The sequence below is a fragment of the Streptomyces lincolnensis genome, from assembly GCF_001685355.1.
Lineage (GTDB): Bacteria > Actinomycetota > Actinomycetes > Streptomycetales > Streptomycetaceae > Streptomyces > Streptomyces lincolnensis.
The window spans coordinates 8,371,472-8,385,541 of record NZ_CP016438.1; the positions used below are offsets into that span (position 1 = coordinate 8,371,472).

General features: G+C 71.2%; 11 protein-coding genes. 6 read left to right on the forward strand and 5 right to left on the reverse strand.

The annotated features are described in order from the left end of the window. Nucleotides 1-3: 3 nt before the first annotated feature. The 4 genes from SLINC_RS36995 to SLINC_RS37010 form a co-directional block, all read right to left on the reverse strand. Nucleotides 4-1,929 carry a molybdopterin oxidoreductase family protein gene (locus SLINC_RS36995; RefSeq protein ID WP_067442745.1) on the reverse strand — a complete coding sequence of 642 codons (1,926 nt, stop codon included), beginning with the start codon at nt 1,927-1,929 and terminating at the stop codon, nt 4-6. Continuing rightward, entirely contained in the window at nt 1,926-2,897 is a 972-nt protein-coding gene (locus tag SLINC_RS37000; protein ID WP_067442747.1) for a 2-dehydropantoate 2-reductase, read from the reverse strand. Before SLINC_RS37000 ends, SLINC_RS36995 begins: the two co-directional genes overlap by 4 nt. Nucleotides 2,898-3,084: 187 nt before the next feature. Next, complete coding sequence (locus tag SLINC_RS37005; RefSeq protein ID WP_067446105.1) at nt 3,085-3,729, reverse strand: response regulator transcription factor; 645 nt, start codon at nt 3,727-3,729, stop codon at nt 3,085-3,087. Next, nucleotides 3,720-5,459, reverse strand: coding sequence for a sensor histidine kinase (locus SLINC_RS37010; protein ID WP_067442749.1), 1,740 nt, complete (start codon nt 5,457-5,459; stop codon nt 3,720-3,722). Before SLINC_RS37010 ends, SLINC_RS37005 begins: the two co-directional genes overlap by 10 nt. 232 nt (nt 5,460-5,691) lie before the next feature. On the opposite strand from SLINC_RS37010, the gene SLINC_RS37015 reads away from it, so the two are divergent. The 5 genes from SLINC_RS37015 to SLINC_RS37030 all read left to right on the forward strand — a co-directional run bounded on the left by SLINC_RS37015 (nt 5,692) and on the right by SLINC_RS37030 (nt 11,648). Further along, nucleotides 5,692-8,007 (forward strand): MMPL family transporter, encoded by a 2,316-nt coding sequence (locus tag SLINC_RS37015; RefSeq protein ID WP_079164921.1) that lies wholly within the window; start codon nt 5,692-5,694, stop codon nt 8,005-8,007. A gap of 177 nt (nt 8,008-8,184) precedes the next feature. Further along, nucleotides 8,185-9,585, forward strand: coding sequence for an OFA family MFS transporter (locus tag SLINC_RS37020; RefSeq protein WP_079164922.1), 1,401 nt, complete (start codon nt 8,185-8,187; stop codon nt 9,583-9,585). Continuing rightward, entirely contained in the window at nt 9,554-9,688 is a 135-nt protein-coding gene (locus tag SLINC_RS50090; protein ID WP_257785190.1) for an MFS transporter small subunit, read from the forward strand. The genes SLINC_RS37020 and SLINC_RS50090 overlap by 32 nt, the downstream gene beginning before the upstream one ends. A 162-nt stretch (nt 9,689-9,850) precedes the next feature. Then, nucleotides 9,851-10,798 carry a beta-ketoacyl-ACP synthase III gene (locus SLINC_RS37025; protein WP_067442750.1) on the forward strand — a complete coding sequence of 316 codons (948 nt, stop codon included), beginning with the start codon at nt 9,851-9,853 and terminating at the stop codon, nt 10,796-10,798. 172 nt (nt 10,799-10,970) lie between these two features. Beyond that, nucleotides 10,971-11,648: a GntR family transcriptional regulator gene (locus SLINC_RS37030; RefSeq protein ID WP_067442752.1), complete on the forward strand. Its 678-nt coding sequence runs from the start codon at nt 10,971-10,973 to the stop codon at nt 11,646-11,648. Nucleotides 11,649-11,666: 18 nt separating this feature from the next. Here the strand turns inward: SLINC_RS37030 and SLINC_RS37035 are convergent, their stop codons facing one another. Beyond that, entirely contained in the window at nt 11,667-12,548 is an 882-nt protein-coding gene (locus SLINC_RS37035) for an NAD(P)H-binding protein (protein ID WP_335743783.1), read from the reverse strand. A gap of 176 nt (nt 12,549-12,724) precedes the next feature. Between SLINC_RS37035 and SLINC_RS37040 the strand changes: the two genes are divergently transcribed. Then, nucleotides 12,725-13,906 (forward strand): ROK family transcriptional regulator, encoded by a 1,182-nt coding sequence (locus SLINC_RS37040; protein ID WP_067442759.1) that lies wholly within the window; start codon nt 12,725-12,727, stop codon nt 13,904-13,906. Nucleotides 13,907-14,070: the final 164 nt, after the last annotated feature.

Consider the following 14,070-nt stretch of genomic DNA (forward strand, 5'->3'; position numbering starts at 1 on the left):
ACGTCACCTCACGATGGTCGCAACCGGGAGCTTCTCGATCCGGATCGCCGACGCCTTGAACTCCGCCGTCCCCGCGATCGGGCAGTTGGCCTCGATCGTCAGCTGGTTGGTGTCCACCTCGTCGGGAAAGTGCATGGTCATGAAGGCCAGCCCGGGCCTGAGAGCGGTGTCGATCCACACCGGCGCGACGACCGCCCCGCGCCGCGAGGAGATCTGGACCTCCTCGCCGACCACGACCCCGTACTTCTCGGCGTCCTCCGGGCACAGCTCGATGAACTCGCCGCGCCGCAGCGGGGAGGCGTAACTCCCGCTCTGCACACCGGTGTTGTACGAGTCCAGGCGCCTGCCGGTGGTCAGCCGGATCGGATACCGCTCATCCGTGAGGTCGACCGGCGGATCGTGCTGCACCAGCCCGAAGGGAGCGGGGCGCCCGCGGTCGGCGGGGTCCGGTTCCCACAACCGGCCGTGCAGATAGGTGGGTTCGAGCCGCGCGGGGTCCGGGCAGGGCCACTGGATGCCCTGGTGCTCCGCCAGGCGTTCGTACGTCATTCCGTAGTGGTCCGGCGAGACCGAGCGCAGCTCGTTCCAGACCGCCTCGGAGTCGGCGTACTTCCACTCGTGACCGAGCCGGGCCGCCAGGTCGCAGATGATGTCGATGTCCTCGCGGGCCTCGCCGGGCGGGGTGACCGCCCGGCGGACCCGCTGGACCCGGCGCTCGCTGTTGGTGGTGGTGCCGTCGGTCTCGGCCCACCCCGCGGTCGCCGGCAGCACGACGTCCGCCAGCTCGGCCGTCTTCGTCAGGAAGATGTCCTGCACGACGAGGAAGTCGAGTTGCCGCATCCGGCGTACGGCCTGTTCGCTGTCGGCCTCCGACTGCGCCGGGTTCTCGCCGATGCAGTAGACCGCGGTGAGCGAGCCCTCCTCCATCGCCTCGAACATCTCCGTCAGGTTCAGTCCGTAGTGCGGCTGGATGACGGTGTCCCAGGCCGACTCGAACTTCAGTCGGGTGTCCGGGTCCAGGATGTCCTGGAACCCCGGCAGACGGTTGGGGATCGCCCCCATGTCGCCGCCGCCCTGCACGTTGTTCTGGCCGCGCAGGGGCTGCAACCCGGCGCCGTAGCGGCCGACATGGCCGGTCAGCAGCGACAGGTTGATGAGCGCCCGGACGTTGTCGGTGCCGTTGTGGTGCTCGGTGATGCCGAGGGTCCAGCACAGCTGGGCGCGCTCGGCGCGGGCGTAGGCGTGCGCCAACTCCCGTATGGCGGCGGCCGGTACGCCCGTCACCTTTTCCGCCAGCGAGAGCGTCCACGGCTCGACGAGCTTCCGGTACTCCTCGAAGCCGCTGGTCGCCCGCTCGATGAAGGTCTCGTTCGCCAGCCCCGCGTGGATGATCTCGCGGCCGATCGCGTGCGCCATCGGGATGTCGGTGCCGACGTTCAGACCGAGCCAGCTCTCGGCCCACTCGGCGGTGGACGTACGGCGCGGGTCGACGGCGTACATGCGGGCGCCGTTCCTGATCCCCCTCAGCACGTGCTGGAAGAAGATCGGGTGCGCGAAGCGGGCGTTGGAGCCCCACATCACGATGACGTCCGTGTGCTCGATCTCCTCGTACGAGGAGGTCCCGCCGCCCGAGCCGAAGGCGGCGGAGAGGCCGGCCACGCTCGGGGCGTGGCAGGTCCGGTTGCAGGAGTCGACGTTGTTGGTGCCCATGACGACCCGGGCGAACTTCTGCGCCACGAAGTTCATCTCGTTGGTGGCGCGGGCGCAGGAGAACATGCCGAAGGCGCCGCGGTTGCGTTCCAGGCCCCGGGCCGCCCGGTCCAGGGCCTCGTCCCAACCGGCCTGCCGGAAGGGTTCGTCACGGGAGTCGCGGACGAGCGGATGGGTGAGCCGTGTGTAGGTCTTCGGGGTCCGGTCGCGTTTCCTCATGCGGCGCTCCTCAGCGCGAGCAGGTCCGAGATGGCGTGCACGGTGCGCAGGGTGGGCACGTCCACGCCGGTGATCTCCGCCAGTTCGACGACGGCCGCGAGCAGCACGTCGAGCTCCAGCGGTTTGCCGCGCTCCAGGTCCTGGAGCGTGGAGGTGCGGTGGTCGCCGACCCGTTCGGCGCCCGCGAGCCGGCGTTCGATGGAGACGCCGACCTCGCAGCCGAGGGCCTCGGCGACCGCCAGGGTCTCGGTCATCATGATCTCGATGACCTTGCGGGTGCCGCCGTGCAGGCACATCTGCCGCATGGTGGCGCGGGCCAGCGCGCTGATCGGGTTGAAGGAGATGTTGCCGAGCAGCTTGAGCCAGATGTCGTTGCGCAGATCCGGCTCGACCGGGCACTTGAGGCCGCCGGCCCGCATGGCCTCGCCGAAGGCGAGACAGCGGGGCGAGCGGGAGCGGTCCGGCTCGCCGAGGGAGAACCGGGTGCCTTCCAGGTGTCGTACGACGCCCGGTCCTTCGAGTTCGGTGGCCGCGTAGACGACACAGCCGATGGCCCGTTCGGGCGCGAGCACCGCACTGACCGCGCCGCCGGGGTCCACGCTCTCGACGCGATGGCCGTCGTAGGGGCCGCCGTGCCGGTGGAAGTACCACCAGGGAATGCCGTTCTGGGCGGCTATGACCGCCGTGGTGTCGTGCAGCAGTGGCTCGATCAGCGGCCCGCACGCCGCGTACGAGTTGGCCTTCAGGCCGAGGAAGACGTAGTCGACCGGGCCGATCTCGGCCGGGTCGTCGGTGGCGTGGGCCCGGGCGGTGAAGTCGCCGCGCGGGCTGAGCACCTGGACGCCGTGCTGCCTCATGGCCGCCAGATGCGGTCCACGGGCGACGAGATACACGTCGGCGCCGGCGCGGTGCAGCGCGGCTCCGACATAGGCACCGATGGCTCCGGCGCCGAGTACTGCGACTTTCATCCGAGGGAGCTCCGTTCGGTCGAGGGATACCGCGGAGATGGCACACAGTCGAAATCTGTCGACGGAATATTGTCTACAGTATGGGAGTTGGTGCAGCAAGGGTTCGCGCAGGACCTGACCCGAGGGGGAAACCGGTCGGTCTGACCGTTCGGCGCGCCGAGCCCGGCCCCGCGGGCCGTCGGCGGCGTCAGGCGCGCAGGAACAGCAGCACGGCCAGAACCCGGCGGGATTCGCTGCCGGTGGCCGGCAGGCCGAGCTTGGCGAAGACGCTCGACACGTACTTCTCCACGGCCCGCAGCGTGATCGTCATGTGGTCCGCGATGCCCTGGTTGGAGTTGCCGGCGGCCATCAGCTCCAGCACCTCGTGTTCCCTGGGCGTCAGTTGGCCGAGCGGGTCGTCGCTGCGCCGGCGGGACAGGAGGGTGGACACGATGGTCGGGTCGATGGCCGAACCGCCCGTGGCCACCCTGCGCACGGCGGCGAGGAAGTCGGGCACGTCGCTGATGCGGTCCTTGAGCAGATAGCCCACGCCCTCGGCGGAGTCCGCCAGCAGCTTCATGGCTAGGCCGATCTCGATGTACTGCGACAGCACCAGGACCCCCACGCCGGGATGGGCGGCACGGATCTCCACGGCGGCGCGCAGGCCTTCGTCGCTGTGCGTGGGAGGCAGCCGGATGTCGACGATCACCACGTCGGGCAGCCGGCCCCGCAGCAGCAGACGCAGCTCGTCCGCGTCGCCGCAACGGCCCAGCACCTCGAAACCCGCGTCCGTGAGCAGCCGGGCCAGTCCCTCCCGGAGCAGAACGCTGTCCTCCGCGATGGCTACGCGCACGGCAGTTCCGCCCTCACCCGGGTGCCGCCGCCGCGTGGCGTCCACACCCGGAGCCGGCCGTCGAGGGCCTCCACGCGGTCCGCCAGCCCGCGCAGCCCACTGCCGCCCTCGGTGTCCGCGCCCCCCAGACCGTCGTCGACCACCTCGATGACGACCTGACCGCTGTCGCGCACGACACTCACCGTCGCGGTGGTGGCCCGCGCGTGCTTGCCGATGTTGGCCAGGCTCTCGCAGACCACGTAGTACGCGGCGACCTCCACGGCCTCGGTCACTCGGCCCTCCAGGGTGACGGTCAGGCGTACGGGCACGGCGGCCCGCGCCGCGAGGGATTCGAGGGCGACCGCGAGGCCGTGCGCGCTGAGCACCGCGGGGTGCAGGCCGCGTGCCACATCGCGCAACTCGCCCAGAGAGGCCGCGATCTCCTTCTTGGCCCGGGTCAGCAGGGCCCGGGACGCGGCGTCGCCGTCCAGCCGTGCCTCCAGGATCCCCAGCTCCAGGGAGAGGGCGACGAGGCGCTGCTGGGCTCCGTCGTGCAGATCGCGCTCCAGCCGCTGACGCTCTTTCTGTCCCGCCTCGATGACCCGGGCGCGAGATCCGCGCAGTTCGTCGACGTTGGCCCGCAACTGCGCCTGGAGGCGGCCGTTCTCCAGCGCGATGGCCGCCGCGGCGCTGACCGCGTCGAGCAGTTCGGGCTCGTCGTGCAGGGCCGGGTCGTGGACGAGGGCCGCCACGGGCTCTCCGGCGCTCCGGGTCAGCGTGGCCACCCGCCTGCCGTCGGTGGGCAGTTCGACCGGCTTGCCCTCCTGGTCGGCCCAGCACCCGAACTGTGGCAGCCAGTACACCAGCGACAGCGTCGGATCACGTAACGCCCTGGCCAGCGGGGCACGCAGATCCACCGGCTCGGCCCGGAGCTCGACCATGAGTTCCGCGACGGCGCTCCGGGCCAGCCGGGCGCTGAGCAGACCGGCGAGGAAGGCAGTGGGAGCCAGACTGATCACCGCGATGCTCACCTGCTGCACCGTCGGGAACGCCCGCCCCTCGAACACCCCGACCAGCAGCAGGACGCCGATCATCACCAGTCCCAGCGCGAAGGAGTCGATCAGCAGGGCCAGGGACCGGCGCAGCGGCCGCCCGCCGGCCCGTCGCCTGACGACGAGCCGCGCCACGCCGATGAGCGACACCCCCGCGATGACCACCAGTTCGACGTCGTGCAGGACCATGGCGGCATCCGGCTCATGGGCGAGCCGGAGCCCCGGGCCCAGACCGCCGAGCACCATCACGGCCACCTGCGCGCCGATCGCGGCGGTGTAGCCGACGGCGACGAGCAGCCGCTCCGGCCGTCCCACCAGCCGCCCGTCCGGGTAGGCCAGGAACACGTGCAGCACCAGCACCGGCGGGACCAGGTCGAACGTCTGGCCCACGGTGTGCAGGACGGTGTTCTCCGCCCACCCCAGCGCGGCCGCGAACACGCTGAAGCCGGTGAGGATCATCAGCGGGCCGATGCGCAGCGCCGGCCGGTGCCACCACGCGACCAGGCCGGCGCAGGCGTAGGACAGTCCCAGCCACAGGAGCAGCGCGGCGTGCACCGCGTCCGTGTCGCCGTCCGCCGCCAGGAAGACCAGGGCGCCGACCATCAGGACCGTGGCGGCGGCCAGGGCGACGACGGCCGGCCGGCCGGGCTTCTCGGACCGGTCGCGCCGCCGCGCGAACCCGGGCGGGTTCCTGCCCATGCGTCCCCCTTTCCCGGCCGCGGCCGGGAAGGCCTGACCGGAGGCCCACCGTCCACGGGCCCGGTGCCGAAGCGGCGGCCGGACAGGGCGGGAGACGTGTCCCGCACGCTACTCCGACGATCTCGCGGCCACCAGAAAACCGCCCCCCTCAATCGCCAGTGGCCCGCCTTACCGCCACCACCGCCTGCTGTCAGCGTCGAGGGCACACCTCACGCACCGCCGAGGAGCCCAGATGAAGACCCGGGTCATCCAGGACGAACCCGAAGAGCCCCTGCGGCCTCGCTACGACAGCCCTCGCACCTCCGACAGCCCCCGCACCTCCGACCGTTCGGAAAGGCTCACCATGTCCCGACTGCTCTACCGGATCGGACACTTCTCCGGCCGGCACCCCTGGCGCGTACTCGTCACCTGGCTGGCGATCGTGGCCGCCGCGTTCCTGCTCAACCAGTCCGTCGGCGGCGCCAACGACGAGAGCTTCCGGCTGCCGGGCGCGGAGTCCCAGAAGGCCGCCGACGCGCTCAGGGACAGGTTCCCGCAGGAGACCGTGGCCACGTCGGACATCGTCTTCCACTCCGACGAGGGCCTGACCGGCCCCGCCGCGAAGGCCGCCCTGGCCAGGGCCCGCACCGACCTCGCCGCGATACCGCACGTGATCGCCGTGTCGGACCCCTACGACGCGCGCAGCCCGACGGTGAGCCGCGACGGGCGGATCGCCTTCACCACCGTGGCCTTCGACTCCAACGAGAAGATCACCGCGGCCCAGTTCGACGCCGCGCAGCAGGCCATCGAGCCCGCCCGCGCCGCCGGCCTCCAGGTCGAGTACGGCGGCGGCCTGGCCGAGGCGAAGGGCGACGACGGGGGCAACAGCGAGATGCTGGGCATCGGGCTCGCCGTGGTCATCCTCGCGATCGCGTTCGGTTCCCTGGTCGCCATGAGCCTGCCCGTGGTGGTGGCGCTGGCCGCCCTCCTCTTCGGCATCAGCGTGATCGGCATCCTGTCCGGTGTCGTCGACGTCCCGAAGATCGCCACCGTCGTCGCCATGATGCTGGGGCTCGGAGTCGGCATCGACTACGCGCTGTTCGTCCTCACCCGGTACCGCCAGAACCTGGCCGGCGGCATGCCCGTCCCCGAGGCGGCGGGTCGCGCCAACGCCACGGCCGGCCTGTCCGTGCTGTTCGCCGGGATCACCGTCATCGTCGCGATCGTCGGGCTCCAGGTGGCGGGCATTCCGATGCTCACCGTGATGGGCTGGATCTCCGCGCTCATGGTGGCCGTGACCCTGCTCGCCGCGCTCACCCTGCTGCCCGCCATGCTCGGGCTGGTCGGCACCCGGGTCGACAGCCTGCGGATTCCCCTCGTGAAGCGGCGGCCCACCTACAACCCGAGGTCCAAGTCGAGCCGTTGGTCCGCCCTGGTGGTACGCAAGCCCCTGCGCTACGGCATCGCCGCCGCCGTCCTGCTCGGTGCCCTGGCCGTGCCCGTCTTCTCCATGCGGCTCGGCATCCCGGACGCGGGCAACGACCCGCCCGGCACCACCACGCGCACGTCGTACGACCTGCTCGCCGAGGGCTTCGGCCCCGGCGTCAACGGTCCGCTCCAAGTGGTGATCGAGCTGAACGGCGCCGACCGGTCCGCGCTCGACGGGGTGGACACGGCGGTGCGCGCCGATCCGGGTGTCGCCTCCGTGGGCGCGATCGCACTCAGCCCGAAGAACGACCTGGCCGCGTTCTCCGTCACCCCGGCCACCGCACCGCAGAACGCCGCCACCGACCGGCTCGTCGACCGCCTCCGCGACGACGTACTGCCCACGGCCCTGCGCGGCACCGACGCGGCACCCATGCTCACCGGCGAGACCGCCATGGTGAAGGACCTGTCCGCGCAACTCCAGGCGCGCATGCTGTGGTTCCTGGGCGCCGTCATCGGACTCTCCTTCATCGTCCTGATGATCGTGTTCCGGTCGGTGCTGGTGCCCCTCAAGGCGGCCGCCCTCAACCTGCTGAGCATCGGCGCGTCGTACGGGGTCGTCGTGGCCGTCTTCCAGTGGGGCTGGGGCGCGAGCCTGCTCGGCGTGCACGAGACCATGCCGATCTTCTCCCTGGCGCCCATGCTCATGTTCGCGGTCCTCTTCGGACTGTCCATGGACTACGAGGTGTTCCTGCTCAGCCGGGTGCGTGAGCAGTACCGCCGCCACGGCGACCCGCATGCCGCGATCATCGAGGGCGTCGGCTCCACGGCCCGCGTCATCACGAGCGCGGCACTGATCATGATCGGTGTGTTCGGCGCGTTCGTGCTGGACCCGAACGTCCAGACCAAGGTGTTCGGCGTCGGACTGTCCGTGGCCGTCCTCCTGGACGTCACGCTGGTGCGGATGGTGCTCGTCCCGTCCGCGATGAGTCTGCTCGGACGGCACGCCTGGTGGCTGCCCGGCCCGCTGGACCGGATCCTGCCGGACATCCACCCGGACATGGACGACGCCGACGCGCTGCTGCCCGCCGACGCGCCGAGCGAAGGGAAGACTCCGGGCGCACGTCCGGCGGAACTGGTCTGACGCGTGCCGCACGGCTCGGCCCCGGTCACCGACGACCGGGGCCGAGCCGTGCGCCGGGACCGCTCGCCCGGTTCCGGCGACCGTTCGTCGCGCGAGGGATACCGCTCACCGCATACGGTCGACGATTCGGGGTGGGCGGGTTCCCAACCGCGTGGCCGATTCCTATCGTTCGGGATCATGAGTCCCCCAGTCGCACCGCCGGGATGGAGCCGCTGGCTTGTCCCCCCGGCCGCTCTCTCGGTCCACCTCTCCATCGGCCAGGCATACGCGTGGTCCGTGTTCAAGCCGCCGCTCGAATCGGCCCTCGACCTCAGCGGCACCCAGAGCGCGCTGCCGTTCCAGCTCGGCATCGTCATGCTCGGTCTGTCCGCCGCGTTCGGCGGCACGCTCGTCGAGCGCAACGGTCCGCGCTGGGCGATGACCGTGGCCCTGATCTGCTTCTCCTCCGGCTTCCTGCTCTCCGCGCTGGGCGCGGCCACCGAGCAGTACTGGCTGATCGTCCTCGGCTACGGCTTCGTCGGCGGCATAGGCCTCGGCATCGGCTACATCTCGCCCGTCTCCACACTGATCAAGTGGTTCCCGGACCGGCCCGGCATGGCCACCGGCATCGCCATCATGGGCTTCGGCGGCGGCGCGCTGATCGCCTCGCCCTGGTCCGCGCAGATGCTGGAGTCGTTCGGCAGCGACAACGAGGGCATCGCGCTCGCGTTCCTCGTCCACGGACTGACGTACGCCGTCTTCATGACACTGGGCGTGCTGCTGGTACGGGTGCCGCGCACCGAGAAGCCGGTCGAGGGGGCGCCCAGCATCCTCGCCGGCCCGCAGGTCTCGGCCCGCCAGGCCGTGCGCACCCCGCAGTTCTGGTGTCTGTGGGTCGTGCTCTGCATGAACGTGACCGCGGGCATCGGCATCCTGGAGAAGGCCGCGCCGATGATCACGGACTTCTTCAAGGAGACCTCGACGCCGGTGTCGGTCACCGCCGCAGCCGGGTTCGTCGCCCTGCTGTCCGCCGCCAACATGGCGGGCCGGATCGGCTGGTCGTCCACCTCCGACCTGATCGGCCGCAAGAACATCTACCGCGTCTACCTGGGCGTGGGCGCCGCGATGTACGCGCTGATCGCCCTGTTCGGCGACTCCTCCAAGCCGTTGTTCATCCTGTGCGCGCTGGTGATCCTGTCCTTCTACGGCGGTGGCTTCGCCACCATCCCCGCCTATCTCAAGGACCTCTTCGGCACCTACCAGGTCGGCGCGATCCACGGGCGGCTGCTCACCGCCTGGTCCACGGCCGGCGTCCTCGGACCCCTGATCGTGAACTGGATCGCCGACCGGCAGGAGGAGGCGGGCCGGTCCGGCGCCGCCCTGTACGGTCTGTCCTTCGTCATCATGATCGGGCTGCTCGTCGTCGGCTTCGTCGCCAACGAACTCGTCCGGCCCGTCGATCCCCGCCACCACATTCCCGCGCCCGGCGACGCGTCGAGCCCTGCGTCGACGACCGATGCGTCGAGTGATGCGTCGAGCGATGCCCTGAGTGAGAAGGAGACCGCCGATGTCCAGCGACAGCAGCCAGAGTCCGCCTGACCGGCGAGGGCTCATCGCCTTCGCCTGGGTGTGGGTGGGCGTGCCGCTCGCCTACGGGGTGTACGAACTCGTACAGAAGGCCACCCAGCTGTTCACCGGGTGACCGTTCGGTGAGTGTTCGGGAAGTGTTCGGGCGCCCGAGGGTCTGACGGAAGCTGACAACCGGGGCGCCCGATTCCTGTGGCATCACTTGCCGTCGTACCCGCGAGTCACTGATCAGACTGGTGGATCCCGCTACCTGAAGTCCAACGAGGGGGATCCACCCATGACCGGCTCGCGCATCGCCGCCATCGGCCACTACCAGCCCGCCAGGGTACTCACCAACAAGGACCTGGCGGGCATGGTCGACACCAGTGACGAGTGGATCACCAGCAGGGTGGGCATTCGCACCCGCCGTATCGCCGGCCCCGACGAGCCGGTGGACGAGCTCGCCGGGCACGCCGCCGCCAAGGCGCTGGCGGCGGCGGGTCTCACGCCCGGGGACATCGACCTGGTGCTGGTCGCCACCTCCACCGCCGTCGACCGCTCCCCGAACATGGCCGCCCGGGTCGCCGCCCGGCTCGGCATCCCCTCGCCCGCCGTGATGGACCTCAACGTGGTGTGCGCCGGGTTCACGCACGCGCTGGCCACCGCCGACCACACGGTCCGCGCGGGCGCGGCCACCCGCGCCCTGGTCATCGGCGCCGACAAGATGTCCGAGGTGGCGGACTGGACCGACCGGACCACCTGCGTCCTCGTCGGTGACGGGGCGGGGGCCGCCGTCGTGGAGGCATGCGGGCCGGGCGAGGAGCCCGGCATCGGACCCGTGCTGTGGGGATCGGTGCCCGAGATGGGGAACGCGGTGCGGATCGAGGGGCAGCCCGCACGGTTCGCGCAGGAGGGGCAGAGCGTCTACCGCTGGGCCACCACGCAGCTCCCGGCCTTCGCCCGCAAGGCCTGCGAGCGGGCCGGGCTCACCCCCGCCGACCTCGCCGCGGTCGTCCTGCACCAGGCGAACCTGCGGATCATCGAGCCCCTCGCCGAGAAGATCGGCGCCGTGAACGCCGTGGTCGCCCGCGATGTCGTCGAGTCCGGGAACACCTCGGCGGCGAGCATCCCGATGGCCTTCTCCAAGCTGGTCGAGCGCGGCGAGATCTCCAGCGGGGACCCGGTGCTGCTGTTCGGCTTCGGGGGGAACCTGTCGTACGCCGGGCAGGTGGTCCGCTGCCCCTGAGCGCGGCAGCGACGGGGGAGGGGTGTGACGAGGGGAGGGGTGTGACGAGGCCGACCCGGCGTTTGTCTGGCATCTGTGCGCCGTAGACTGTAGACGAAAGACAATCGATACTGGTGTCCGCTGGCACCGGCTCACGGTCGCTGTGCACGGCCCGCCGAGGAGGGGGACCGCGATGTTGTCGACAGGACTGCCGCAGGGGGCTGTTCCCAAGCTGGAACGACCCGGTCCGTTGCGCGACCGTGTCTACGAGGCGCTGCTCGAACTCATCACCACGCGTGCCCTTCAGCCCGGACAGCACCTCGTCGAGAGCGAACTCGCCGGGCATCTCGGGGTCTCCCGGCAGCCGGTGCGCGAGGCGCTCCAGCGGCTCAACACCGAGGGCTGGGTCGACCTGCGGCCCGCCCAGGGCGCGTTCGTGCACGAGCCGACGGAGGCGGAGGCCGACCAACTCCTCACCGTGCGCACACTGTTGGAGGCCGAGGCGGCCCGGCTCGCCGCCGCGAACGCCACCAGCGCCGGGATCAAGGCGCTGGAGGAGCTGTGCGCCGAGGGCGAGAAGGCCGTGGCCGCCGCCGACGTGGACGGCACGGTCGCGATGAACGCCCGCTTCCACGCCCTGATCATGGAGCTCGCGGGCAACGCCGTGCTCGCCGAGCTGGCCGCGCAGGTCGACCGCCGGGTGCGCTGGTACTACACGCCCATCGCCCGGCAGCGCGGCCACCAGTCCTGGATCGAGCACCGGGCCCTGATCGCCGCCATCGCCGAGCGTGACGAGCAGCGCGCGACCCAGCTCATGCGGGAACACACCGAACACACGCGCCGCTCCTACCACGCGCGTCAACAGGGCTGATCGGGCCGGGGGTTCGGCTCAGAACTCCGTCGTGTGTGCCCGCGCCCAGTCGGCGAACGTCCGTGGCGCGCGGCCCGTGACCTCCTCGACCGTCGGCAGCACCACGGACTCGTCCAGGGTGCCGTCGACGAAGAAGGCGAAGAACGCGTCGACGTACGGCTTGGGCGTGAACGCCTCCAGTTCGGTGCGCGTCTCCTCGTGCGAGAGTCCGACCGCGACGAGGTCCCGGCCCAGTGCCTCGCCGAGGATCCGCACCCGGTCGGCGGGCAACAGCGCCTGGGGCCCGGACACTTCGAGGGTCTGCCCCCGGTACTGGTCCGACAGCATGGCGGCCCGGGCGACGCGTGCGATGTCGTAGGGGTCGATGTCGGCCGTGGAGGCGTCCGGGAACGGCACCCGTACCGCGTCGCCCTTGCGGATCTGGTCCGCCAGCCGCAGCGCGTTCGACATGAAGCTCGTCGGGCGTACGGCCGTCCACGCCAGCCCCGACTCGCGCACCGCGGTCTCCGCGTCGATGAGGTAGCCGGCCACGGCGTTGCCCGTGTCGCCGGTCCGCGCCGACAGCCCGGACAGCAGCACCACCCGCCGTACGCCCGCGGTCCTGGCGTCGGCCAGGACCTGCCGCTGGCCGCCGTACCCGGGCATCAGGAACAGGGCCTCCACTCCGTCCAGGGCGGGCCGTACCGTTCCGGGATCGTTCAGGTCGCCCGCGACCGCCTGAACCCCCGGCGGCAGCCCGTCGGTCCGGCCCGACCTGCTCAGCGCCCGCACCGGCTTGCCGATCTCCGCCAGCCCGCGCACGAGTTCGGCGCCCACGTTGCCCGTGGCGCCCGTCACCAGAAACACCCGGTCCCCCTCTCCCCGCCCCCCGGCGGCCGCCCGCCCGGGTGTGCTGCCCATCCTGCGGCGTGAACGCGGGGGACACCAGGGCAAGAAGCGTCTTTGTCCTGTGAGTGGAGAAAGTTGGCAGCAATCTCTGCACAGCTTCTTCCCAGCCTCGGCAGCCGCTGCTACGTTCCCCCTCGAAAGCCGGACAGCAGGCGGCCGATTCAGGCGGGGAGGGGCTCGTGAGACGTATGACGGCACGACCCGCGAACGCCCATCAGGCCCGGCTGCTGAAGCTGTTGCGTGACTCGGGCCCCAACTCCCGTGCACAGCTGGGCGATCAGGTCGACCTCTCGCGGTCCAAACTGGCCGTGGAGGTGGACCGGCTGCTGGAGACGGGCCTGATCGTGGCCGACGGACTCGCCGCCTCGCGCGGTGGCCGCCGCTCCCACAACATCCGGCTCGCCCCGGCGCTGCGGTTCCTCGGCGTCGACATCGGCGCGACCTCGGTCGACGTCGCCGTCACCAACGCCGAACTGGAGATCCTCGGCCACCTCAACCAGCCCATGGACGTCCGCGAGGGCCCGGTCGCGGTCTTCGAGCAAGTCCTGTCCATGGCCGCGAAGTTGAGGGCCTCGGGACTCGCGGAGGGATTCGACGGCGCCGGCATCGGCGTCCCGGGCCCCGTCCGCTTCCCCGAGGGTGTACCGGTGGCTCCGCCGATCATGCCGGGCTGGGACGGCTTCCCCGTGCGGGAGGCGCTCAGCCAGGAGCTCGGCTGCCCGGTCATGGTCGACAACGACGTGAACCTGATGGCGATGGGGGAGATGCACGCGGGCGTCGCACGCTCCGTGGGCGACTTCCTCTGCGTCAAGATCGGCACCGGTATCGGCTGCGGGATCGTCGCCGGCGGTGAGGTCCACCGCGGGACGACGGGCAGCGCGGGCGACATCGGGCACATCCAGGCCGTGCCCGACGGACGACCGTGTGCCTGCGGCAACCGGGGCTGCCTGGAAGCCCACTTCAGCGGCGCGGCCCTGGCCCGGGACGCCACGGACGCCGCGCACCAGGGACTGTCGGCCGAACTCGCGACCAGGCTGGAGACGAACGGCACCCTCAGTGCCGTCGACGTCGCCGCCGCGGCCGCCGCGGGTGACGCCACCTCGCTCGACCTCATCAGGGAGGGCGGCAACCGCACCGGCCAGGTCATCGCCGGCCTGGTCTCCTTCTTCAACCCGGGCCTGGTGGTGATCGGCGGCGGGGTGACCGGCCTCGGCCACACCCTGCTCGCCGCGATCCGCACCCAGGTCTACCGTCAGTCGCTGCCCCTGGCGACGGGCAACCTGCCCATCGTCCTGGGGGAGTTGGGCCCCACCGCCGGAGTCATCGGCGCGGCCCGCCTCATCAGCGACCACCTGTTCTCACCCGCGTAGTTCCGACCCGCACAGTTGTGACCCGCACAGTTCTGCTCCGCGTAGTTCTCGCACAGTTCTGATCCGCACAGGTCTGCCCCGCGTGGTCCTCATCCGCGCAGGCACGTTTCCTCGAAGTACCGCCCTCGACACGGCACGCCAGCACCTCCCGCTGCTTCGCCCTG